The 22,092-nt window shown below is 37.8% G+C and carries 20 protein-coding genes and 1 pseudogene; 14 read left to right on the top strand and 7 right to left on the bottom strand.

The genetic code is table 11. From position 1 onward, the window contains the following. Nucleotides 1-88: 88 nt before the first annotated feature. Nucleotides 89-3,038, bottom strand: a pseudogene (locus ACHA8N_RS00245) (Tn3 family transposase). A gap of 36 nt (nt 3,039-3,074) precedes the next feature. Continuing rightward, complete coding sequence (locus tag ACHA8N_RS00240) at nt 3,075-3,626, bottom strand: recombinase family protein (protein WP_393964368.1); 552 nt, start codon at nt 3,624-3,626, stop codon at nt 3,075-3,077. A gap of 256 nt (nt 3,627-3,882) precedes the next feature. On the opposite strand from ACHA8N_RS00240, the gene merR1 reads away from it, so the two are divergent. From merR1 to merA, 5 genes are read left to right on the top strand one after another with little or no spacing between them, the layout of a single operon-like run. Beyond that, complete coding sequence (gene merR1, locus ACHA8N_RS00235; RefSeq protein ID WP_393964367.1) at nt 3,883-4,281, top strand: mercury resistance transcriptional regulator MerR1; 399 nt, start codon at nt 3,883-3,885, stop codon at nt 4,279-4,281. Nucleotides 4,282-4,294: 13 nt separating this feature from the next. Next, entirely contained in the window at nt 4,295-4,564 is a 270-nt protein-coding gene (locus tag ACHA8N_RS00230) for a hypothetical protein (RefSeq protein ID WP_393964366.1), read from the top strand. Then, a complete protein-coding gene (merT, locus tag ACHA8N_RS00225; protein ID WP_169189107.1) occupies nt 4,561-4,857 on the top strand; it encodes a mercuric transport protein MerT in 297 nt (98 codons plus the stop codon). The genes ACHA8N_RS00230 and merT overlap by 4 nt, the downstream gene beginning before the upstream one ends. A gap of 23 nt (nt 4,858-4,880) precedes the next feature. Continuing rightward, complete coding sequence (gene merP, locus ACHA8N_RS00220) at nt 4,881-5,219, top strand: mercury resistance system substrate-binding protein MerP (protein WP_393964365.1); 339 nt, start codon at nt 4,881-4,883, stop codon at nt 5,217-5,219. A gap of 15 nt (nt 5,220-5,234) precedes the next feature. Next, nucleotides 5,235-6,875 (top strand): mercury(II) reductase, encoded by a 1,641-nt coding sequence (merA, locus tag ACHA8N_RS00215; protein ID WP_393964364.1) that lies wholly within the window; start codon nt 5,235-5,237, stop codon nt 6,873-6,875. A 54-nt stretch (nt 6,876-6,929) separates the two neighbouring features. Here the strand turns inward: merA and ACHA8N_RS00210 are convergent, their stop codons facing one another. Both ACHA8N_RS00210 and ACHA8N_RS00205 read right to left on the bottom strand, forming a co-directional pair. Next, nucleotides 6,930-7,436 (bottom strand): recombinase family protein, encoded by a 507-nt coding sequence (locus ACHA8N_RS00210; RefSeq protein ID WP_393964363.1) that lies wholly within the window; start codon nt 7,434-7,436, stop codon nt 6,930-6,932. A gap of 238 nt (nt 7,437-7,674) precedes the next feature. Then, complete coding sequence (locus ACHA8N_RS00205) at nt 7,675-8,301, bottom strand: recombinase family protein (RefSeq protein ID WP_393964362.1); 627 nt, start codon at nt 8,299-8,301, stop codon at nt 7,675-7,677. Nucleotides 8,302-8,815: 514 nt separating this feature from the next. On the opposite strand from ACHA8N_RS00205, the gene ACHA8N_RS00200 reads away from it, so the two are divergent. After that, nucleotides 8,816-10,192 (top strand): copper amine oxidase, encoded by a 1,377-nt coding sequence (locus ACHA8N_RS00200; RefSeq protein ID WP_393964361.1) that lies wholly within the window; start codon nt 8,816-8,818, stop codon nt 10,190-10,192. Between the two features lie 47 nt (nt 10,193-10,239). Here ACHA8N_RS00200 and ACHA8N_RS00195 read toward each other — a convergent pair whose 3' ends face one another. Then, nucleotides 10,240-10,959, bottom strand: a complete 720-nt coding sequence (locus ACHA8N_RS00195) for a peptidoglycan DD-metalloendopeptidase family protein (RefSeq protein ID WP_393964360.1) — start codon at nt 10,957-10,959, stop codon at nt 10,240-10,242. Between the two features lie 233 nt (nt 10,960-11,192). Here ACHA8N_RS00195 and ACHA8N_RS00190 point away from each other — a divergent pair, with 233 nt between their 5' ends. From ACHA8N_RS00190 to ACHA8N_RS00175, 4 genes are read left to right on the top strand one after another with little or no spacing between them, the layout of a single operon-like run. Next, nucleotides 11,193-11,891: a cytochrome c biogenesis CcdA family protein gene (locus ACHA8N_RS00190; RefSeq protein ID WP_393964359.1), complete on the top strand. Its 699-nt coding sequence runs from the start codon at nt 11,193-11,195 to the stop codon at nt 11,889-11,891. A 37-nt stretch (nt 11,892-11,928) separates the two neighbouring features. Then, the gene (locus ACHA8N_RS00185; protein WP_393964358.1) at nt 11,929-12,735 is read left to right on the top strand and encodes a hypothetical protein; all 807 of its coding nucleotides are present in this window, start codon (nt 11,929-11,931) and stop codon (nt 12,733-12,735) included. Nucleotides 12,736-12,790: 55 nt separating this feature from the next. Beyond that, nucleotides 12,791-14,107: a sensor histidine kinase gene (locus ACHA8N_RS00180; RefSeq protein WP_393964357.1), complete on the top strand. Its 1,317-nt coding sequence runs from the start codon at nt 12,791-12,793 to the stop codon at nt 14,105-14,107. After that, nucleotides 14,104-14,775: a response regulator transcription factor gene (locus ACHA8N_RS00175; protein WP_393964356.1), complete on the top strand. Its 672-nt coding sequence runs from the start codon at nt 14,104-14,106 to the stop codon at nt 14,773-14,775. Before ACHA8N_RS00180 ends, ACHA8N_RS00175 begins: the two co-directional genes overlap by 4 nt. Before the next feature lie 61 nt (nt 14,776-14,836). Here the strand turns inward: ACHA8N_RS00175 and ACHA8N_RS00170 are convergent, their stop codons facing one another. Beyond that, nucleotides 14,837-15,409: a YdhK family protein gene (locus ACHA8N_RS00170; RefSeq protein ID WP_393964355.1), complete on the bottom strand. Its 573-nt coding sequence runs from the start codon at nt 15,407-15,409 to the stop codon at nt 14,837-14,839. Nucleotides 15,410-15,592: 183 nt separating this feature from the next. Here ACHA8N_RS00170 and ACHA8N_RS00165 point away from each other — a divergent pair, with 183 nt between their 5' ends. From ACHA8N_RS00165 to ACHA8N_RS00155, 3 genes are all read left to right on the top strand, one after another. Next, a complete protein-coding gene (locus ACHA8N_RS00165; RefSeq protein WP_393964354.1) occupies nt 15,593-17,107 on the top strand; it encodes a multicopper oxidase family protein in 1,515 nt (504 codons plus the stop codon). A gap of 95 nt (nt 17,108-17,202) precedes the next feature. Continuing rightward, entirely contained in the window at nt 17,203-17,529 is a 327-nt protein-coding gene (locus ACHA8N_RS00160; RefSeq protein WP_318092283.1) for a four-helix bundle copper-binding protein, read from the top strand. A 318-nt stretch (nt 17,530-17,847) separates the two neighbouring features. Beyond that, nucleotides 17,848-18,525, top strand: a complete 678-nt coding sequence (locus ACHA8N_RS00155) for a response regulator transcription factor (RefSeq protein WP_318092284.1) — start codon at nt 17,848-17,850, stop codon at nt 18,523-18,525. Between the two features lie 40 nt (nt 18,526-18,565). Here ACHA8N_RS00155 and ACHA8N_RS00150 read toward each other — a convergent pair whose 3' ends face one another. Next, complete coding sequence (locus ACHA8N_RS00150) at nt 18,566-19,069, bottom strand: PCYCGC motif-containing (lipo)protein (RefSeq protein WP_318092285.1); 504 nt, start codon at nt 19,067-19,069, stop codon at nt 18,566-18,568. A gap of 428 nt (nt 19,070-19,497) precedes the next feature. Here ACHA8N_RS00150 and ACHA8N_RS00145 point away from each other — a divergent pair, with 428 nt between their 5' ends. Further along, nucleotides 19,498-21,504 (top strand): copper-translocating P-type ATPase, encoded by a 2,007-nt coding sequence (locus ACHA8N_RS00145; RefSeq protein WP_393964353.1) that lies wholly within the window; start codon nt 19,498-19,500, stop codon nt 21,502-21,504. The last annotated feature ends 588 nt before the right edge of the window (nt 21,505-22,092 follow it).

Genomic DNA, 22,092 nt, shown 5'->3' with positions numbered 1-22,092 from the left:
ACATTTCGGAAATTTTGTACGGTAAGCAAAATTCGACACGAAAAAAGCCAAATACCTGTACGCTAAGGGATTTGGCTTATGTTATGGATTAGTTTTTATTTAAGGGCCTTAGCGAATTAGCTGGTAATCTATTTGAATCAAATTTATATTCTCCAAGAAAATTAATATGTTCCCATCCTAAAGGTGAAATGTGTGGAAGTAATTCTTCTTTTAGGACATTATTTTTCTTAAATTCTTTTGTTACTTCACTTAAATACACAGTATTCCATACGCTAATTGCATTGATCAATATATTTAACGCACTGGCTCTTTGTAGTTGATCTTGTATGCCACGCTCTCTAAATTCTCCACGTTTACCAAAAAATAAAGCTCTAGCCAATCCATTCATGGCTTCTCCTTTATTTAACCCACGATGTATCCTTCTTCTTAATGTTTCATTAGTTATATAGTCAAGAATAAAGATTGTTTTTTTCAATTCTCCCAATCTCTCTAAGAGCTGTAGCTATTTTATTTTGTCTTGCATATGAACCTAATTTCCCCATGATTAATGATCCAGAAACTCTTCCTTCTCGAATTGAATGTGCCAGCCTTAATACATCATCAAAATTCTCTTTAATAACGTTTGTGTTAATCTTTCCTCGAAGTATGCCTTTTATGTTTGAAAAATTATTAGGAGAAGAAATGGTATATAATTTAGCGTCACTTATATCTCTTAGTCTTGGTGCAAAACGAAACCCTAACAAATGACTTAATCCGAAAACTTGATCCGTGTAACCAGCTGTATCAGTGTAATGCTCTTCAATTGAAAGGTCAGATTCATGATGTAATAATCCATCTATCACATGTACGGCATCCCTTGCATTTGTATTAATAACTTTTGCATAAAAGGAAGAAAACTGATCACTTGTAAAACGATAAATGGTCGTACCTTTCCCAGTTCCGTAATGCGGATTTGAATCTGCATGTAACGATGATACACCGACAGGAACACGCATACCATCAGAAGATGATGTTGTCCCATCTCCCCAATATGAAGTTAATGATATACGGTGCTGATAATTTACCAGTGTAGCTTGTGCGCGAGTCATCGCATCTTCATGTAATCTCCATTGCATAACATTGGCCATCTGGCGATATGAAATATCAGGAGTTGCTTCTGCCATTTTAGTTAATCCAATATTTGTCCCCATTGCCATTATTGAAGCCATCACAATAGACTTTTCCTCACCTTTAGGCGGTTGATTTGAAGAAGCGTGAACAAATGATTCGTCAAATCCAGTCCATTCAGCTACCTCCATTAATAAATCAGTAAGTTTAACTCTAGGAAGCATATTATAAAGCGATAAGCTGAAATTTCTAGCTTCTTCAGGAGTATCAGCTTGAAGTCTCTCAATATGTATCCTTTGTTTTTCAATGTTGATACTTTCAACTTTATCAATATTTTTAGAAATCGATTGAAGTTTAGTATTTAAAGTTTCGCATCTTTCCTGTATATACTGTTCAAAACTTATATTAACAGCTATATTAGTCCCTTTAGTCTTTGCTTTTCCCCAATCATCTTTTGACACTAAATATTCTTCAAAATCCTTATGTAATCGACTACCTTCAACCCAAACATCACCAGAACGGATAGAGTTTTTGAGTTCTGTTAAGGCAGCCATTTCATAATATTGACGGTTAATGTTACCTTCATCATCAAAAACATGTTTTTGCCAACGTTTAGGAACAAAACTCAAAGGTGAGCCATCAGGGATTTTCCTTTTTCCAGAATCATTTAATTCGCGTATGGTATCTAATGCTTTTAATAACGGCTCTGCTGATTTAGTAGATTTGAACACTAAAGAATCCAACAAGCTCGGAGTATATTTCCTTAAATAGTTATATCGAGTTTTTATTAAATCAAGGTAATCATAATCCATTGGTCTTGATAATAATTTAGCTTCCTCAATCGATTCTACAATTTTATCCCACGGCATTACTTGCTCTAGTGCCACATAGGGATCAATACCTTCCTCTTTGGCTTTAATTAAAGCCGTTCCTATATCTGCGTAATGCACAACTTTTTCATTTACTGACTTTCCATTTTGTTTTTGCATCTCTTCTTGTGTTTTTCTGCCTTTTGCTTGTAACACCATCATTTGTCTATCATGAATTTCAATGGCATGGTCAGTTAAGTCTTGGGAGAGAGTGATTAAGTGAGCGACTAATAATGCATATCTTTTATCTTCGTTAAATCTTCTAAAAGAATGGGGTTCATATCTTGCCCCAATTCGTGCCAATTGTAAAAGTCTATTGGGGTGTATTAATGCCGTATTGGCTGCAATATTCATTTCTTTAATGTACTTTAATCTTTTTATGACTTTTATGAAAGAATCTGGTGACGACTGTCCGGGAATTTCCCGAAGCCAAGCTAATTGGGTTTTATTATTATTTACCGTTAAATCGATTAACTTTTCTAGTTCACGCTTATGTCTTTCGGAAAGATTACTTGTTAGTATGGCATATATTTTTTTCTCTGCACGCGTTCTTGCTATCCAAACCATCCTTTCGATTGTTGGTATGGCAGGAAGAATTATTTTTTCCTTTCTTAATAAATCAATTGCTGTGCGTACTAGATACATTGAATTCCCATTTTCCAATGCGGCTTTTAAAAGAACATTAGAAATCGTACGATAATCACTGTTATTAAAGTTTCTATATCCATATACTTGACGTATTTCTTCTAAATGCTCACGTCTAGTTGTATCACGTTGAGCATATGAAGAGAAAACCTCTGGATCTACATTAATTTGATTAGCGATATATTTAATAAGGTTTTCGGGTATTTCTAACATATTAATTAAAGAACAACCGGGGTTTCTAAGAATGCATAATTGGAGTGCGAACCCTAAGCGATTATGATCTCTTCTATGACGATTTATAACATCAATATCATAGTCAGATAGATTGTAATAAGAAGTAAATTCAAATTCTGATAAATTATTAAGATTTAAAATTTCCTTGCGCTGTTCTTGTGTCAGCAGTTCTTTCACACTCAAGTTAAATCAATCCTTATTAATAATTTTGGTATGAGCCTAATTTACTTTGTCTAAGTATCTATACAGTGAGGTTTTGCTAATTCCTGTTGCTTCTGTAATTTGGTTGATTGTATAATCCTTGCTCTTATACATTTTAATTGCCATTTCAACTTTGTCCTTTTTCTTCGATGGTCTGCCACCTTTCCTTCCTCTGGATCTTGCTGCTTGAAGCCCTGACTTTGTCCTTTCGCTAATAATATCTCGTTCTAACTCTGCAATATTTGCCATTGTACGAAAGAAAAACTTCCCCATTGCAGTTGAAGTATCAATACTGTCATTAATAGAGACAAAATCTACGCCCATATCATTGAATGATTCACTAAGTTCAATTAGATTTTTTGTAGAACGTGAAATACGATCCAGTTTATATACAACAATTTTGTCACCACTGCGTAAGACTTTAAGGAGTTCTTCTAGTTGGGGTCTATCTTTTCTAGTTTCGGTCAATTTCTCTTTATAAATTTTTTCCACTCCAAATTTTGTAAGGGCATCAACTTGCATATCCAAGTTTTGCTCCTCCGTACTTACACGTGTATAACCAAATATCATCATTCATCACCTGCAAAAGTAATTTATAACCTTATATTAGCACCAAAAACGGCATTAGATATTAAAAATGTTACTTTGATTTTGGGAATGAGTTTTGGTTCTATAGATTAATAGAAATAGGTTGTTTTTTTTAAAATATTTATCAGTACCATAAACGGTCGATTTCGGTATTGGAATCATTTAATTGAAGGTAGTAAAAAATATATTGACCCTGTACTATGGTACAGGGTTTATATTATATGTGAGGTGAAGTAAATTGCATTTTCGAGTCGGGGATATCGCTGAGAAGTGTAACGTTAACAAAGAGACCATTAGATATTATGAGCGTTTAGGCTTAATTCCAGAGCCTGATCGTACCGAAAAAGGATACCGAATGTATTCACAACAAACGGTCGATCGGTTGAATTTCATAAAACGGATGCAGGAATTAGGATTTAGCTTAAATGAAATTGACAAATTGCTAGGGGTCGTCGATCGCGATGAAGCAAAGTGCCGTGATATGTATGATTTCACCGTTCTTAAGATAGAAGACATCCAGCATAAAATTCAAGATCTCAAAAGAATTGAACAAATGCTGATGGATCTTAAAGAAAGATGTCCTGAAAACAAAGATATTTACGAATGCCCCATTATTGAAACATTGATGAAGAAATAAGAGGTGAAACAGGATGAAAAACACAATAAAAAGTTCAGGCTGGTTTCTTGTCGCACTAATCACATGCCCGTGTCATCTGTTTTTACTGCTTCCGTTGGTTGCAGGAACGGCACTGGGTTCATACTTCACGGACTTTAAAGATGTTATTTTCATCGTGATGGGTCTGTTATTTGTCTTTGCTCTTTTCAAGGGCTGGAGAAAACTTGACCCAGAAACAAAAAAGGAAATAAAAAAGGAAACAAAAACGCATGATTGTTGCAGTATGGAGAGGTTTAAATCATGAAGGAAAAAGTGTCGCAAGTAGCTACTGTATTTTCAGCTTTTGTTATGGCTGCATGCTGCCTAGGTCCACTGATTTTCATTCCTCTTGGACTAACTGGATTTGCAGGAGCATTAGCCTTCTATTCACTAAAGTATCGGTTATTGTTCAGCATCGTTACCATTATCCTTCTTGCTTACTCGTTTTACATGGTTTATGGGAGAAAGGGCAAAAGTAAAAGTTCTGTCATTGGCTTATGGATTACGACGTTTTTCGTTTTCGGCATGTTTCTTTTTTTATTTCTAGTTGAAAGTTGACTATAAAGATTGGGGTGCTATAAATGAGAGTACAGATAATCAGGATTATGATGGCATTATCCCTTCTGCTGGTGGTTAGTGCGTGTAGTAACGAAAAAAAAGCACAAAATACTATGGATGCTAAGCAGGAAGCAAAAGCTACCATTGAAACATCTAAAACGGGGACATTCACGGTTTTGGGGATGGATTGTTGTCCGCCGTCTGTTGTAGAAAGCGTCCTGGAACAGGTAGATGGCGTTAGCAAAACAGCCATTAAAGTCAGTGGAAGCAAGGGCGAAGTAACGGTTTCCTTTGATGATAAGAAAACGGATTTACAGGCAATTAAGACGGCAGTTTCGGATTTCGGGCTTGGAGTCGAATAAAAGGAGGGAGTTAACATGAAAAAATATCGAGTGAACGTTCAAGGGATGACTTGTACGGGTTGTGAAGAGCATGTAGCTGTTGCTCTTGAAAACATGGGTGCAGGAGGGATTGAAGTAGATTTTCGTCGTGGCGAAGCTGTATTTGAGCTACCAAATGGCTTAGAGGTTGAAACAGCGAAAAAAGCGATTGCTGAAGCGAAATATCAACCAGGCAAAGCAGAAGAAGTACAATCGCAAGAAATGATGCAGTTAGGTGATGAAGGTGATTATGACTACATCATCATCGGTTCTGGTGGGGCTGCCTTTTCATCTGCCATCGAAGCCGTGAAATACGGAGCAAAAGTGGCAATCATTGAACGTGGTACGGTTGGTGGAACATGCGTGAACATCGGCTGTGTTCCTTCAAAGACTTTGCTTCGGGCTGGCGAAATCAATCATCTGGCAAAAAATAATCCATTCATCGGATTGCACACGTCAGCTGGCGACGTTGATTTGGCACCATTGATCAAGCAGAAAAATGAACTGGTGACGGATCTTCGAAACTCAAAATATGTGGATTTGATTGATGACTACGGCTTTGAATTAATCAAAGGTGAAGCGAAATTCGTAGATGAAAAAACCGTTGAAGTCAATGGCATGCAGTTGTCAGCCAAACGATTCTTAATCGCGACAGGTGCTTCACCAGCAGTGCCAAACATTCCTGGAATGGATGAAGTCGATTATTTAACAAGCACAACTCTACTTGAATTAAAGAAGGTGCCTAAGCGTCTTACGGTCATCGGTTCTGGCTATATCGGGATGGAATTGGGACAACTCTTCCATAATCTAGGTTCAGAAGTCACATTGATGCAAAGAAGCCCGCGTTTATTAAAGGAATACGATCCTGAGGTTTCAGAAGCAATCACGCAAGCCTTGACAGAACAAGGGGTCAACTTAGTGACGGGAGCATCTTTTGAACGAATCGAACAAGATGGAGACATTAAAAAGGTCCATGTTGAGGTAAATGGCAAGAAGCGAATGATTGAGGCAGATCAATTACTGGTTGCCACAGGAAGAACACCAAACACGGCAACCTTGAATTTACAGGATGCAGGCGTTGAAGTAGGCCCCCGTGGTGAAATCGTAATCGATGAGTATTCAAAAACAACGAATTCACGCATCTATGCAGCAGGAGATGTCACGCTTGGTCCTCAATTTGTATATGTAGCAGCTTATCAAGGTGGAGTTGCGGCAGGAAATGCTATCGGTGGACTGAACAAAAAGCTGAATTTAGAAGTGGTTCCGGGGGTTACATTTACAGCTCCAGCAATTGCAACAGTTGGTTTAACGGAGCAACAGGCAAAAGAGAAAGGATATGAAGTGAAAACATCCGTCTTGCCGTTAGATGCCGTTCCAAGAGCACTGGTTAATAGGGAAACAACAGGCGTGTTTAAACTGGTTGCGGACGCGAAAACGTTGAAAATATTAGGGGCTCATGTGGTGGCAGAAAACGCAGGAGACGTGATTTATGCAGCGACATTAGCTGTCAAATTCGGTTTAACCGTAGAGGATCTTCGCGAAACCCTTGCACCATATTTGACAATGGCAGAAGGACTGAAGCTGGCTGCTCTAACGTTTGACAAAGATGTATCCAAACTATCTTGTTGTGCAGGATAACCATCTTTTAATATCAAGCTGATGATTCCTTAACGTAGGAAAAATCGGCTTTTTTCATGTCGAAATTTGCTTAGCGTACAAAATTTCCGAAATGTTGGTTGTACCCCTAAAAGCACGATCTAATATATCTTGATTAACAGGATTGCGTCCGCCTAGACGCCCACGACTTCTAGCTGCTTGCAATCCTGCTTTTGTGCGCTCTCGAATCAACTCTCGTTCCATTTCAGCTAATCCAGCCATCATAGTGAAGAATAGCCGTCCAGCTGCAGTGGAAGTATCTACACCTAACGTGAGTATTTGAAGATTAATTCCGCGATCCCTTAAATCGTCAATTAGTTCAAGCAGTTTTTTCGTAGTCCGACCTAATCGATCAAGCTTCCAAACAACTAGAGTATCACCTTCGCGCAAGTAGTCGAGGTATTTTTCGAGCTCTGGTCGTTTTTTCACACTAGATGCTTTTTCTTGAAAAATTTTCGTACAACCGGCTTTTTCTAGTTCATCTAATTGCAGATCTAGATTTTGATCCGACGTTGAAACGCGAGCGTAACCAATTTTACTCATAAAAATCCTCCGTGTGTATTTTTACTCAATTATACCATCAAAAAACAGACATTGATGAAAAGATGAGTTAATGAACAATATGAGTAAAATAAAAAAAGCTGTTTAAAGCCCTTTTTATTTTACTAAATGTAATAATGTGAATATGTCTGTTTAACGGTCGTTTAATATAAGATCAATGCGTGTGTGAAATTCAAAAAAATCCTCCTGGTCTCAGTCCAAGAGGATCTTCAAGAAATCATCACTCAATGTGTACAGCATCTTTTTCTTCTTTTTCAAGAGCGGTTACTAATTTATAGAAGCTTGTTTTTTTGACTCCGGCTTCGTGCATCGCTTTGACTGCCGTTATTTCTTTACGCTTCCATCTTTGATAGACTTCCCTGAATTCGTCTGAGATTAAAACCTTGGGTCTCCCGAATTGAACACCATTTTGTAGGGCTAAGTCGATGCCTTCCCGTTGCCTTTTCCGAATTCGTTGCCTTTCTTCCTCAGCCATCCAAGAAAGGATCTGCAATACTAGATCTGCAATGAATGTCCCCATGCTGTCTTTGTATTGGGTAGTATCGAGTAATGGCATATCTAATACAATGATGTCAGCTTCGATATTTTTGGTTAGATCGTTCCATTCTTGTAGGATCTCTTCTTTATTGCGACCGAATCGATCGAGTGAATGAATGCATAACACATCACCCTTTCGGATGATCCGTTTGAGTAACTGATAATTTGCGCGCTCGAAATTCTTTCCACTTTGTTTATCGAGATAAATGTCGCGCTCGTTGATGCCGACGTTTTTCATGGCCTCTAGTTGTCGACCTTCATTTTGATCTTTACTGCTGACCCGTATGTATCCAAATTTACGATTTTCCATAATTCACCTCGAAAATGATTTTCTTCACTCATTATACCCGAAATCAGTTCGTAAAAGTGTGTGTAAAAAAGTGGACGTTCGTAAAGTGATTTAATACTTTTTAGGACGTTATTTTGATATGGAAGGTGATGATTTTCATACGTTCGTAAAAGTGTACTTTTACGAACGTAAGTTAAGGTCATACATACGGGGATAAAAACATTTGCTATAGAAATCATGTAAGGGAGAAAATGAACGATGAGCATTCTCATAATAGGCTTTAATGGTAATGTGGGTTTTGCAGTCGGTCATGCGTGGAGGGCAGAATCGAATTTTTCACCAAAAGTCAAAAAGCAAGATGATACGTTTAATAAAATTATTTTTATTTTCAATTTTATAGCTCAATAAATTTTATTATAAAAATTAAGACTATCTTTTATTGAAATTAGTACAAAAAAATCAAAAAAGCAAAACTATTTGTGAACTGCTTACGTTATCTGTGTGTAGTTCAAAAAAACAAAGGGGTGTTCATAAAATGAAGATGAAAAAGTCGTATCTCGCCGTCCCACTTAGTGCCGCATTATTGATTCCAGCAGCAGGCGTCAGTGCCCATGGTCATGAAGATCATAGCAAGATGTCCCACAGCTCGGGCAAAGTATCTCTAGATGTCTCGTCTCCCGCATCGGATTTGCGAGCGACACTTGATCAACTATTATCTGAACATGCCTATTTAGCAGTCGTCGCCATGCAAAAAGGCATTGACGGTAAAAAAGATTTCGATCAGGCAGCCGCTGCGTTAAATCAAAATACGGATGATTTATCAGCAGCAGTCGGATCCGTCTACGGGGATGAAGCCGGCGAAGCGTTCAAAAAGATTTGGTCGAGTCATATCGGCTACTTCGTGGATTACGTCAAAGCAACGGGTGCCAAAGATGAGGATGCTAAACAAAAAGCATTAAAAGAACTGGATGAGTACCGCGTCGAACAGGCTGCTTTCCTCGATAAAGCAACAGAAGGACGCTTGAAAGCAGCCGATTTGGAAGCCGGATTAAAAGTCCATATTACGCAATTGTTGACATCGTTCGATAGTTACGTCGCCGGTGATTATGACGCCGCCTACAGCAATATGCGAAAAGCAATCGAGCATATGTACATGGTCGGAGAAGGTTTATCCGGCGCGATCGTCACGCAGTATCCGGATAAATTCAAAAATACGAAAGTTGATACACCGGCCGCTGATCTTCGTGCCGGACTCAACCGGAACTTCTCGGAACATGCGGCACTGGCCGTCCTCGCGATGCAAAAAGGAATCGACGGTGCGAAGGACTTTGATGCGGCAGCAGGTGCATTAAATGAAAATACAGAAGATCTATCAGCTTCCATCGGCTCGGTCTACGGCAGTGAAGCCGCGCAACAATTCAAGAAAATCTGGTCGAGTCATATCGGCTACTTCGTTGACTATGTGAAAGCGACAGGGGCGAAAGACGATCAAGCGCGTGACATGGCAGTAAAAGAACTGGATGAGTACCGGGTTGAACAAGCCGCCTTCCTTGATGCTGCTACAGAAGGGCGTCTGAAATCAAAAGATTTGGAAGAAGGACTGAAAGTTCACGTTGATCAATTGTTACTGGCCTTCAACAGCTACAATGAAAAAGACTACGACAAAACGTACCCGGCGATCCGTGAAGCCTACGGTCATATGTACGGTGTCGGTGAAGGAACAGCGACCGCAATCGTCGATCAGTTCCCGGATAAATTCAAAGGCGCACCGGCTGGTATGCCGAACACCGGTCTTGGTGGAACGGCTGAATCACAATCATCGACATCAAACGGCATCCTGTGGTCATTACTTGGAATCGCAGCCGCTTCGATCCTCGGATTCTTCGCACTCCGTCGTCGTCCTCAGCAATGAACTTAAAAAGAAAAGATGATGTCCTCGGACATCATCTTTTCTTTTGGTTACAAATAGTTCATTGGGTTGACACTATTAGCTGCAGAATAACTGCTGTATTTATAACTGTTTTTATGAATCTCGAAGTGTAAGTGATTTCCGAACGAGTTTCCTGTATTCCCAACTGTTCCAATCTTCATACCTTTAGAGACTGTCTGACCACTTTTTACGGAAAGACTATTCATATGAGCATAAACGGTTACGTATTTTTGATTCTTTAGACTATGTGAAATCATAACGTGTTTACCATATGCACCACTGTTTTTAGATGTAGTGACTTTTCCACTAGCAGAAGCATATACGGGTGTGCCTTTTGCTGCAGCTAAATCAACGCCATTATGGAATGTATAGCCGTAAGCGCCATTAGATTTTCCGTATCCTTGGGTCAATCTTCCTTTAGTAGGAGAAGCAAAAAGAGAGTCATTATAAGACGCTTTTTTGGCAACATGGCTCTTATACTTCTTCAAATAAGAACTATAAATATACCGTGTGTTTCCTTTGTAAAGTACTTTGGTCCAAGCTCCTTTTTTTCCTAAATAAGAAAAGGTCTGGCCAGTGTTAGCGACGCCTACTATTTTGTAATTGAGAGAAGGACCAGTCCGAACACGAAGATCGTCTGTCTTCACTTTTACTTTATATGCACTACTTGCTTCTACTTTTGGACTATGCATTGAAAAAGTTGTTGTGAGTAAGACACTAGAAACGATAAGTATTATCTTGTTTTTCATTAGTTGTACTCCTTTAAAGGTAAAGATACAGTGACAGACAATTTGTTAAAAGGAGTATAGCATCACTATATTACAAAAAAGTATATCAAATTCATTTCAAAAATTTGCACGAGATTTAATCAAAAAATACATAGATTTTTCACAAACGGATTTTATGATAAAAATTAAACACATTTCTTTATATATATATCTTCTAAAAAATAAATCTATTATCAGAGTGCAGGAGGAATTCGATGGAGTTATCTTTTTTGTTAGCTTTTGGAGCAGGTTTTTTATCTTTCATTTCGCCATGTTGTCTGGCTTTGTATCCCGTTTTTTTATCTTACATTACAGGGGTTTCAGTTAGAGAGTTGAAAGAAAATGAAAAGTGGAACTGGAATGGAGTTCCCCATACATTAGTTTTCCTACTTGGATTTTCGAGCGTATTTTTAGTGATGGGTTTTTCAACGTCCTACTTGGCTGATTTTTTTATAGTGTATAAAGATGTTCTACGGATGAGCGGTGCACTTATTTTATTCATATTTGGTGTTATTCTGACGGGTCTATGGACCCCAACATTTTTACTGAAAGAACGAAGATTGAACTTAGGAAAAAGAAAGCGTGGCTACATCGGAACGTTTTTGGTCGGAGTCGGATCAGCTGCTGGATGGACTCCTTGTACAGGACCAATTCTCGCTGGAGTTATTGCTTTGATTGCCACGAATCCTAGTAATGGATTTTTATATATGCTCTTTTATGTTCTAGGTTTCTCCATTCCATTTTTCTTAATGTCATTTTTGGTGGGGAAGTCAAGATACTTAATGAAATATTCTTCAAAGGTTACGAAAATAGGTGGAGGGTTTATGATTGTATTAGGTATCATATTGTATTTCGATGGTCTAACGAAACTAACGACAATATTGATCGATTTTACAGGATTTAGAGGGTTCTGACGCTCTATTTTTTATCTCGAGAGGAGATGAATCATAAATGTTTGGTAAAAACGTCCTGATAACGGGTGTAGAGGAAAACTGGAAGGTAATGGAGAACATAAAACAACTTAAACCCGCAGGTATAGATATTCATATTTCTTCAAAAGAAGGATGGGTTCGAAAGCTACTTCCAGATTTTAAATATTTTGATTCATTTTCCAATAAAGAATCAGAAGAAGGGTATATTAGTAATCTGATTGCATATTGTACTTCTCAAAAAATCGGTTGGATTATTCCTTTGAGCGAACAAGAAGCATCTACGCTATCAAAAAACAAGTTAAAAATGAGAGAAAATAACGTAACATCTATAACATCCTTTGACTTGGATAAAGCAATACTTCATGATTCATTTTCGGTTCAAGGTAATACCTTCACCTTTTCTTTTGACCAAATAAAGAAGGAGTATGAATGTGTAAAGCTGGGGAAAATTGATGCATATGTCGATTATCGATCTGATGAAGTGATTTGCTGTTTTATGAGAGAAGAGTATCAACGATACCAAGATACTGTACTTTCTTACGAGGTGTTTTCTAACTCGGTTTTGAAGCAGTGCGTAGCAATAATTGCTCAAAGGCTTAACATAAAGGGTTCTTTTTCTTTAGATTATCAACGTGATTCGGAGGATATGTATACGATTACAAGAATAGAATGCTTTATGACGCATTCTACTCGCGAGGCTATTTTAAGTGATTATGATTTCGCTAACTATTTGTGGAGCAATATTCAAGGAATTGTCCTTTTGAAAGAATCAAATGATAAAAGCCCTTTTGTGTATCGCTTAAATGAAGAATACTTTCTTTTCTAAACATCTATTTCGTTTTACTTCTGAATTTAATCATCTTAAATGAGAAAGGTACTTTATGAATAAACTTTCTTTTAAAATAACACTATTTTATTTTTTCGGGATTCTTATGATTTTCATCCTCTCATCTGCTATCGTATACAATATTCTCGAACATCAACAAGTAGAAAGTGAACTGGAGAGCCTTCAAGACAGAGGCAACAGTCATCGTGATGTTCTTTCCACAAACTTTGATAAGCAAACAGTTGGACATGTTGTTTTAATGGAGGAGAAGGCGATGACTGATGTGATTATTTTAGACAAAAATAATCAAGTCGTCGATTCCTCTAACGACGCCGAACGATTTTTGAATCCGGATTGGATTCAAAAAAAGGAAGGAATCGTAGAAGGAAATTGGAGACAGGGTAAATTTTTAGTGACAGTGAGTCCTATTGAAGATGGCGGTCAAATAATCATGTTGGAGCCAACAAAGTATATACAGCATTTGATGGGGGAATTGAAACAACAAGTAGTGTTCTCTCTATTCTTGTTAGTCCTTTTTCTATTAGTGAGTGTTTATTTTTTGAGTTATATCATTATAAAACCTCTTCTATCAATGAAAGAGGCGACGGTAAAGTTAAGTCAAGGCGAGGTACTGAAAATCAGAGAAGCTGAGAGAAGCGATGAAGTAGGAGATTTAGCACGAGCAATCACTAAGTTATCTGTTGATTTACGTCATATTCAAAATACAAGAAAGCAATTTCTGACTTCGATCACACATGAATTGCGTACGCCGATTACCTATATCAAAGGATATGCAGGACTTCTCAAAAAAGACGAATCGAGATTTGGCGACATTATCTACGAGGAGTCCGAAAGACTTCAAGAATTGATTGAAGACTTGTTTGAACTTGCTAGATTGGAAGAACCACATTTTCAGATAGATCCTCAGATCACAGAAATGAATGATTTCTTAAAACAGATTAGTGAAAGAATAATTTTTAAATTTGAGGAGAAACAAGTGAAATTGATTCTTCAAATTAATAAAACCCCGATCTATAAAGAGATAGATCAAGCTAGATTCGATCAGGTTCTCTTGAATTTACTCGACAATGCGCTGAAATATACAGATACGAACAAACGCGTATTTTTAAAACTAGATGAAAACGTTATTGAAGTTATAGATGAAGGTGGCGGCGTGGATGAAAAATCACTCCCGTATCTTTTTGATCGTTTTTATCGAGTAGATTCTTCACGAAATCGTGAAACAGGAGGTACTGGACTCGGTTTAGCCATCACGAAAGAAATTGTTGAAGCGCACAAAGGGACCATTGTAGCTAGTAATGTAGAAAACGGGCTGAAGGTTGTCATTGACTTGAGGGGGATTCCAGGATGAGAACCATTGCTTTGGTAGATGATGAGAATCGAATGTTAGAACTGATTGAACTTTATCTGCAAGACAGTTATACCTGTATTAAGCTGAACAGTGGAAGACAAATATTGAACATGATTGATGTAGAGGAGCCAGACTTAGTCATATTAGATGTGATGATGCCTTTAATGGATGGTTTTGAGACCTGTCAAAGGATAAGGGAAGTTTCGAATGTACCAATCATTTTATTGACAGCACTCGACGGAAAAGAAGAAATCGTAAAAGGATTGCAACTGGGAGCAGATGATTACATTGTGAAACCGTTCGACGAGGCGGAATTGAAGGCAAGGATTCAATCGATTTTTAGACGAACTACAGTTTCCTCAGGGTCAAAAATCGAATCGTCGGGTCTAATCTTAAATGAAGAAGCCCATGAACTGTATTACGAAAATCATTTAGTCAAAGTCACGCCAAAGGAATTTTCATTACTTGCTAAATTATTAAAAAATCCAGAACGTGTCTATTCAAGAGAGGAACTACTCTCAAGTTTATGGTTAGCAAATGAGTGGACGGATGAACGAACGGTCGATTCTCATGTAAGAAACTTAAGAGAAAAGCTTAGGAAACTCGAGTTTCCTATTGAAGACCACTTTCGGACAGTATGGGGAATTGGTTATAAGTGGGTTCCTTGAATAAGTGAAAAAGAAGACAAGAGAGGAACGGTTAAAAAACCGTTCCTCTCTTGTCTATCGTTCATTCTGCAGACAGTTCGTCTTCAGTCACCCACTTATGATTTGTCACTTTTTCACCTGTAGTCGATTCGAAATCAATCATATACACTGTTGTTTGCTTAGCTGAATCGATGGTGGCCGTAGCATCTTTCATTCCTTTCATATGATCCGCGTCTACTTTTACTTCATCGCCTACTTCATAAGGAGATGACTTGGCATCTGCAATCTCTTCTTGAATAATCCATTTATGATCTGTGACACGTTTCCCACCATTTGTAGGGTCATAAGAAATGCTATAAGCAGTAGTATCATAAGCGCCTACAACTTTTGCTTCGGCCCCTTTCATACCTTCCATGTGTGCTTCTTTGATCATCGCCATGTCGCCAACCTTAAATTTCGGGTTTTTAGCCTCTTGTAGCCCTTTTGGGACCTCTTTTGATCCAGACATGTCCATCGTCGAATGATCCATACCATCCATATTTTTATCCATACTCCCCGTTGATTTAGAATCATCACTATTGCTTCCGCACGCAGCAAGTGCTAAAGAAAGCGAAGCAGCCATAGTTGTCATAAAAATCTTTTTCTTTAATTTCATAAAAATTACCTCCTGTTTTTTTATACTTTCCATAGACTCTATCACATAAATTTGCAGAAAGTTTGCAGAGCGTAGAAAAGTAGCACATTGGAAAAAATATAAAATTCATTGGTGGAAAGACATATTTCTTTCACAATCATTCTTTAAGTTAAAAATAATAATTAGTTGAAAGGAATGATCAATGTGAAGAAAACATGGTTAATCGCAACTATCGGTATCTTTACTCTCGTGATTATAGTGGGCGGTTCGTATTTACTTCTTACCCGAGGTACTATGTCAAATAACAAACAGCACATGGGATCTATGATGAATGGAGGAAACACTAGTACAAATCAGACTATTATGGAAGGTATGGGACATGGTGCGAGTGTCGATTTAAAATCGACTGAAGAAAAAGAGCGACGATTAAACATCCCTAAGATGCTAAAAGCCGATCGTGAAACCAAGAATTCCATTCAATACACGATTGTCGCTAAAAAAGGGGAAACACAGTTCTTTCGGGATGGTGAAAAGACTAAAACTCTAGGGTATAACGGAAATTATTTAGGTCCTGTAGTGGAGTTGAAAAAAGGAAAGACGGTAACAATCCGTACGGTGAATCGCTTATCAGAAGCGACTACATTCCACTGGCACGGTCTTGTTGTACCATCATCCGTAGATGGCGGACCACATCAGGTCGTGAAAGCTGGTGAGACGAAGGTAGTAAAGTTTAAAGTGAAGCAAAATGAATCGACATTGTGGTTTCATCCACATCCAATGGGTAAGACTGCTGAGCAAGTATACAAGGGGTTAGCAGGATTATTGTACGTAAAAGATGAAAAAAATAGTGAGTCAATATTCCCTCAAAAATATGGTGAAAATGATATTCCGTTAATTCTTCAAGATCGAAAAGTTAAAAATAAAAATATTCTTGACTATGCTGATGTAGAAAAAGCAGACGGGGCTTTAGGTGATACCCTTCTCGTAAACGGGACGATTAATCCATATTTTAACGTAAAGTATTCGCAACTTAGAGTTAGATTGATAAATGGATCTAATGCACGTAACTATACAGTAAAGTTGTCTGATGGTTCATCCTTCAAAAAAATTGCTGATGATGGTGGTTACATCTCAAAAACGAAAAACGTAAAGAAAATTGATTTAAGTCCAGGCGAACGTATAGAGGTATTGGTAGATTTTTCAAAAAGAAAAATTGGTGAGACGGTTGCATTGGAGACAAATGGAGTGAAAGTCGTTAACTTCAAGCTGAAGGAGAAACAAGGAACGAGCCTAAGTGCATTGGCACCGAAAAGTGTAAATGAAAAGCTGCTCAAGACCTCATCTAAAGTGAATCAGAAGTTAACTCTCTTCGGAATGGGCAAAAATGTTGAAATCAATGGAAAGAAGTTTGATGAGACAAGAATCGATATTAAAGCAAAAAAAGGAGAGACGGAAGTCTGGGAAATCTATAATAAAAAAGACATGATGGGCGGAATGACTCATCCTTTCCACATTCATGGAGTCCAATTTAAGGTATTAGAGCGAAACGGACAGAAAATGAATGAGCAAGAAACAGGCCTAAAAGACACTATCGCCATAAAACCTGGAGAACGAGTTAAGATTCAGATGACTTTCAAGGAAAAAGGGGTATTTATGTACCATTGCCATATCCTTGAACATGAAGAGAACGGAATGATGGGGCAGTTGAAAGTAGATTAAAAAATAGGTAGCTGTTTTCATCTTTTCTTCACAAATTAAGGAAATAGGCTTTGTGTAACTCAAATAAAAAAGATGAAAAATGGAGGTTTTTTTAAATGAATACTGGACAAAAAGAAGTCTTAGATGTTCTACACAACTGTATAGTGACTTGTAATGAATGTTTTGATGCGTGTTTGAGTGAACATCATGTTTCTTCGATGGTAGAGTGCATACGTTTAGATAGAGATTGTTCTGAAATTTGTAGTCTTTTAGTACAAGCTATTTCTCGAAACAGCAGCAATATCAGTGTTCTTGCTAGAAGCTGTGTTGAAATCTGTGAAAAATGTGCCGACGAATGTTCGAAACATGATCACGATCATTGTAAAAAGTGTGCTGAAGCCTGTAATGAATGTGCAAAAGTCTGTCGTAAATTGATTGCTTAAAGATTAGCGTGAAAAATGAAGGAGCATCTATGCCTCTATACTGACAAAAAGGTATGAGCTAAAAAGGTGATGCTCCTTTATTTATAAGAATTACGATACTTAGTTATGAAAAATCTCATAACCTTTATAGACCAGTAATATGGTTAGAAAAAAGAAGGATACATAGAGGACAACGATTAAACTCTTCATAAACGCTCTCATGAAAATCAACTCCATCTCATAGTTTGAGTTGATTATATAGAAAGTTCGTGAAATTTATGAGGAAATAGCTTAACAATCATTCAGAATTAAATTTTCATGTAAAAGGTGGTGACTAGGATGGATAAAATATTAATTGTTGATGATGAAATAAGAATGAGGCAATTATTAAGACTCTATCTAGAACCAATAGGATATGAATGTAGTATGGCGAATGACGGGATTGAAGCTTTAGAGAAAGTGAAAAAAGAAACCTTCGATTTGATTTTACTGGATGTCATGATGCCAATGTATGATGGGTTCGAAGTATGTAAGAAGATAACGGATTCTCATCCCGAAGTCCCTATCATCATGATAACGGCTCTAAATGACGCTGAATCCATCGTCAAAGGACTAGATGCTGGAGCTACAGACTATGTTACAAAGCCATTTAACGGGGACGTACTTCTAGCAAGAGTTCGATCTGTCATGAGAAGAAAAGCAAAGGAACCCGTTGTATACCAAGGACTTACGTTCGATGAGAGCAACGATTTAATTGTGTTAGATGGTAAGTCGATTGATTTCACACCCAAAGCACATGCGTTACTGAGGTTATTTCTTCAACATCCAGGAAGACTATTCAACAGATTGGAGCTTTACGAATTCGTTTGGTCTTATACATCAGAATCGGATCCAAGGACAGTGGACTCTCATATTAAAATGATCAGAGAGAAGTTAAGAGAGTTAGATTATCCAATTGATAGCCATCTGAAAACAATTTGGGGAAGAGGATATCGTTGGAGTGAGGATGAAACATAATGACACTCTTGCTAGATAAGCAAAAGTGTCATTATAAAAATCATAAAGGAGTGGGTGTCGGTTTCGAGTAGCCATCTTTATAGGAAGAATCGATTTCAGAACGAATATCTTTAATCGATTCTCCATCCCGTTGCTTCAAAATAGACTTTACAGCAATCTCAAGACATGTGCTGCATGTTGTCCCGTGGCTTGTCCATTTCACCGACCCATCCGTCGTATTTTCTTCTATGAAGCAATCATAATTATTTTTGTGATTGACTGTTTCACCACATCCACAATAACAAGGCATTTTCTCTAGTAGTTTACGATTTTTCGCTACAGCTTGATAAACATTTCGTACATCTTCAGGTTGAGTTTTTAAAAACGTAGGGAGTATCGACGATGAGGATGTTTCTTCAATCTTGTCACCGCTCATATGTTTCGCATGATTGACTTCCTTTGAAGGATTGTCAGTAGAAGACTTCGTCGGGTCTTGAGCACAACCGACCGCGATCAAGGATAGGCTAATAAGGCTTACGCTTTTTAAGAGTATGTTAAGTTTCACGATGCTATTCTCCCTCGAGATAATTTTGTAGGTGCATAAAACAAAGCCTTCGAATAAGCATTTTTCGTATTTTCTAGTAGCTCATTTTTCTGTTCATGATAATATCTATTCATCCATTCGAGCATAGTTTTCATTGGTTCAGTTAATTCACGAATCGTCATCAATCGTTTGATGTATACCTCGAACTTGTCCTTCAATCCCTTTTAAAGTTCCAGCACTTGTTTTTTTTACGCTAAATAGTCTTCTTCAAAAAAGGGTCTTATTTTAAAAGATATACCCTACCTGTATGATAGTTTTTAATTTTTAATGTGTCAAAATACATTTTATATATAAAAATAATTTAAAGAAAAACGATAGGTCACTCTATATGAGTAGGATATCTATATATACACCATACGGGTATACAGTACGTAAAAGGGGGCTTTCTTATGGATCACCATATCGATCACGAACATACTCAGCATGAAGATCAACAAATGGGTGCTTCACATCATGAACATGAAGGAATGATTGGAGACTTCAAGAAAAGATTTCTCGTATCGTTAATATTGACTATTCCAATCCTGCTACTTTCCAAAATGATTCAAGAGTGGTCGGGTATCAACATTAGCTTTCCGTATGACGACGTTGTTTTGCTCTCTTTATCCACAATTGTCTACTTCTATGGTGGATGGCCGTTCTTAAAAGGTAGCTTAGACGAAATGAAACAAAAAAATCCGGGGATGATGATGTTGATCGCTTTAGCGATTAGCGTTGCATACTTTTATAGTGTTGGCATCATCTTAGGTCTAGGAGAGGGACATGACTTTTTCTGGGAGTTAGCAACGCTCATAGATATTATGCTTTTAGGACATTGGATTGAAATGAAGTCAATCATGGGCGCGTCTAACGCGCTACAAGAATTAGTGAAATTGTTACCCAGTATTGCGCATCGAATTGATGATGAAAAAATAGAAGATATTGTGGTGTCGGAATTACAGACTGGTGACGTGATTCTGATCAAACCTGGGGAGCAAATTCCAGTTGACGGTAAGATAATAAAAGGAGCAACGACAGTTGATGAATCGATGCTGACAGGTGAATCTCTTCCCATCGAAAAGAAAGTGGACGATAACGTAATTGCTGGCTCCATTAACCAAGAAGGAAGCTTGACCGTTGAAACGAAAAATACGGGTGAAGGCACATATCTATCAAAAGTAATCGAATTAGTCAGCGAAGCGCAGGCATCTAAATCTAAAACACAAAATTTAGCGAATCGTGCAGCAAAAATCCTCTTCTACGTCGCTGTTTTGGCCGGTGTACTGACATTCATCATTTGGCTTGCACTAGGATATCCGCTCAGTATTGCGATCGAGCGTATGGTGACTGTCATGGTCATTTCGTGTCCCCATGCACTAGGACTTGCAGCGCCATTGGTCGTCTCTGTCTCGACGGCCTTGGCTGCTAAGAAAGGGTTATTGATTCGAAATCGGACACAGTTTGAAGAGGCGCGGAAATTAGACGCCATTATTTTTGATAAGACAGGTACTTTAACGCAAGGTAATTTTGGAGTGACTGATATAGTGCCAGCTGATAAAATTTCCTCAACCGAACTACTTCGTCTAGCAGCTGGAGTCGAACGTTCATCCCAACACCCTCTTGCTAAAGGTGTAGTGAAAAGAGCAGAAGAGCTACAACTATCACTTCCATCGGTTGAAGATTTTATGTCGATGACAGGAATCGGATTGGAAGGAAAAATAGAGGGTACATTAATTCGTGTAGTGAGTCCTCGATATATTCGTCAAGAAAAAATAACGATTGATGAGCTCGCTTTTGAAAAATTATCTGAAGAAGGAAAGACTGTCATATTTGTATTGAAAAACAAGCAACTACTAGGAATGATTGCACTTGCTGATTTAGTAAGAGAAGAAGCAAAAGAGACTGTGACTGCTCTTAAAAACAGAGACATAAATTCAATCATGCTCACCGGTGACAATAAAAAGGTCGCACATTGGGTTGCCAAACAGTTAGGTATTGACGAAGTTCATGCAGAAGTTTTACCTGATGATAAATCAAGACAAGTAAAAAACATCCAATCGGAAGGTAGGAAAGTAGCCATGGTCGGTGATGGCATTAATGATGCACCCGCACTGGCGCAAGCTGACGTAGGGATTGCGATTGGTAGTGGAACCGACGTGGCAGTTGAGACCGCTGATATCGTACTGGTCAGAAGTAATCCGAAGGATGTTCTCGCTATTCTTGAACTTTCCCGAAGCACTTATAACAAAATGATTCAAAACCTATGGTGGGCAGCTGGTTATAACATTATAACAATACCACTAGCAGCAGGCGTTCTAGCTCCCTATGGTGTGATCTTATCTCCAGCGATTGGGGCAGTACTAATGAGTCTTAGCACCGTCATTGTTGCTGTAAATGCTAGAATGTTAAAAATATAAAACCATTTGAAGTGATTAAAAACATTACTAGTGGTCAAGTACTGGATTTGATCGCGTGTAAAAAGTCTATGAGTATTCTAAGACTTTTGTACACGCGATTTTAATTTTATTAGAATATGTGATTGTGATCTATATAGAGAACATGGAACAGAGCAGTACCTTTCTGTGTTATTGAAAGGCACTGGAAGTTTTACTGTTTCAGTACTCTAGATCGCTCTTCGTCTTCCTTGTAAGGTTGAGGTTATGTATGGATGCCCTTAGCTATACAGAGGCAGGAGTTCTCGTGAAATTGAATGCCCTTTGGTTATTAAAAGTGAACACTTTGATAGTCTAACAACCTACCACCCTAAGCACTAAAAACGGAAATCGTGTAGGTTGAATAGTAAAAATAGATTATCATCCAAATGATAGTAGTGGAATGTCAATTCCATTAGTATCATTTTTTATTACCATGATTATATAAAAGGGTCGTTTTACATATGAAATATTAAATTGAGATCGAATATTTTTTTAGAAACCTGTAGTTCTTATAGGAGGAAATTTTCAATCATGTAAGTAAACTAGAGGGTATAAGATTTTCTCCTGTTC

Origin of the sequence: Exiguobacterium sp. S22-S28 (genome assembly GCF_043359615.1) — a bacterium.
Taxonomy (GTDB): Bacteria; Bacillota; Bacilli; order Exiguobacteriales; family Exiguobacteriaceae; genus Exiguobacterium_A.
The sequence above is the reverse complement of the archived record's forward strand: the minus strand, read 5'-3'. Positions and strand labels throughout refer to the sequence as shown.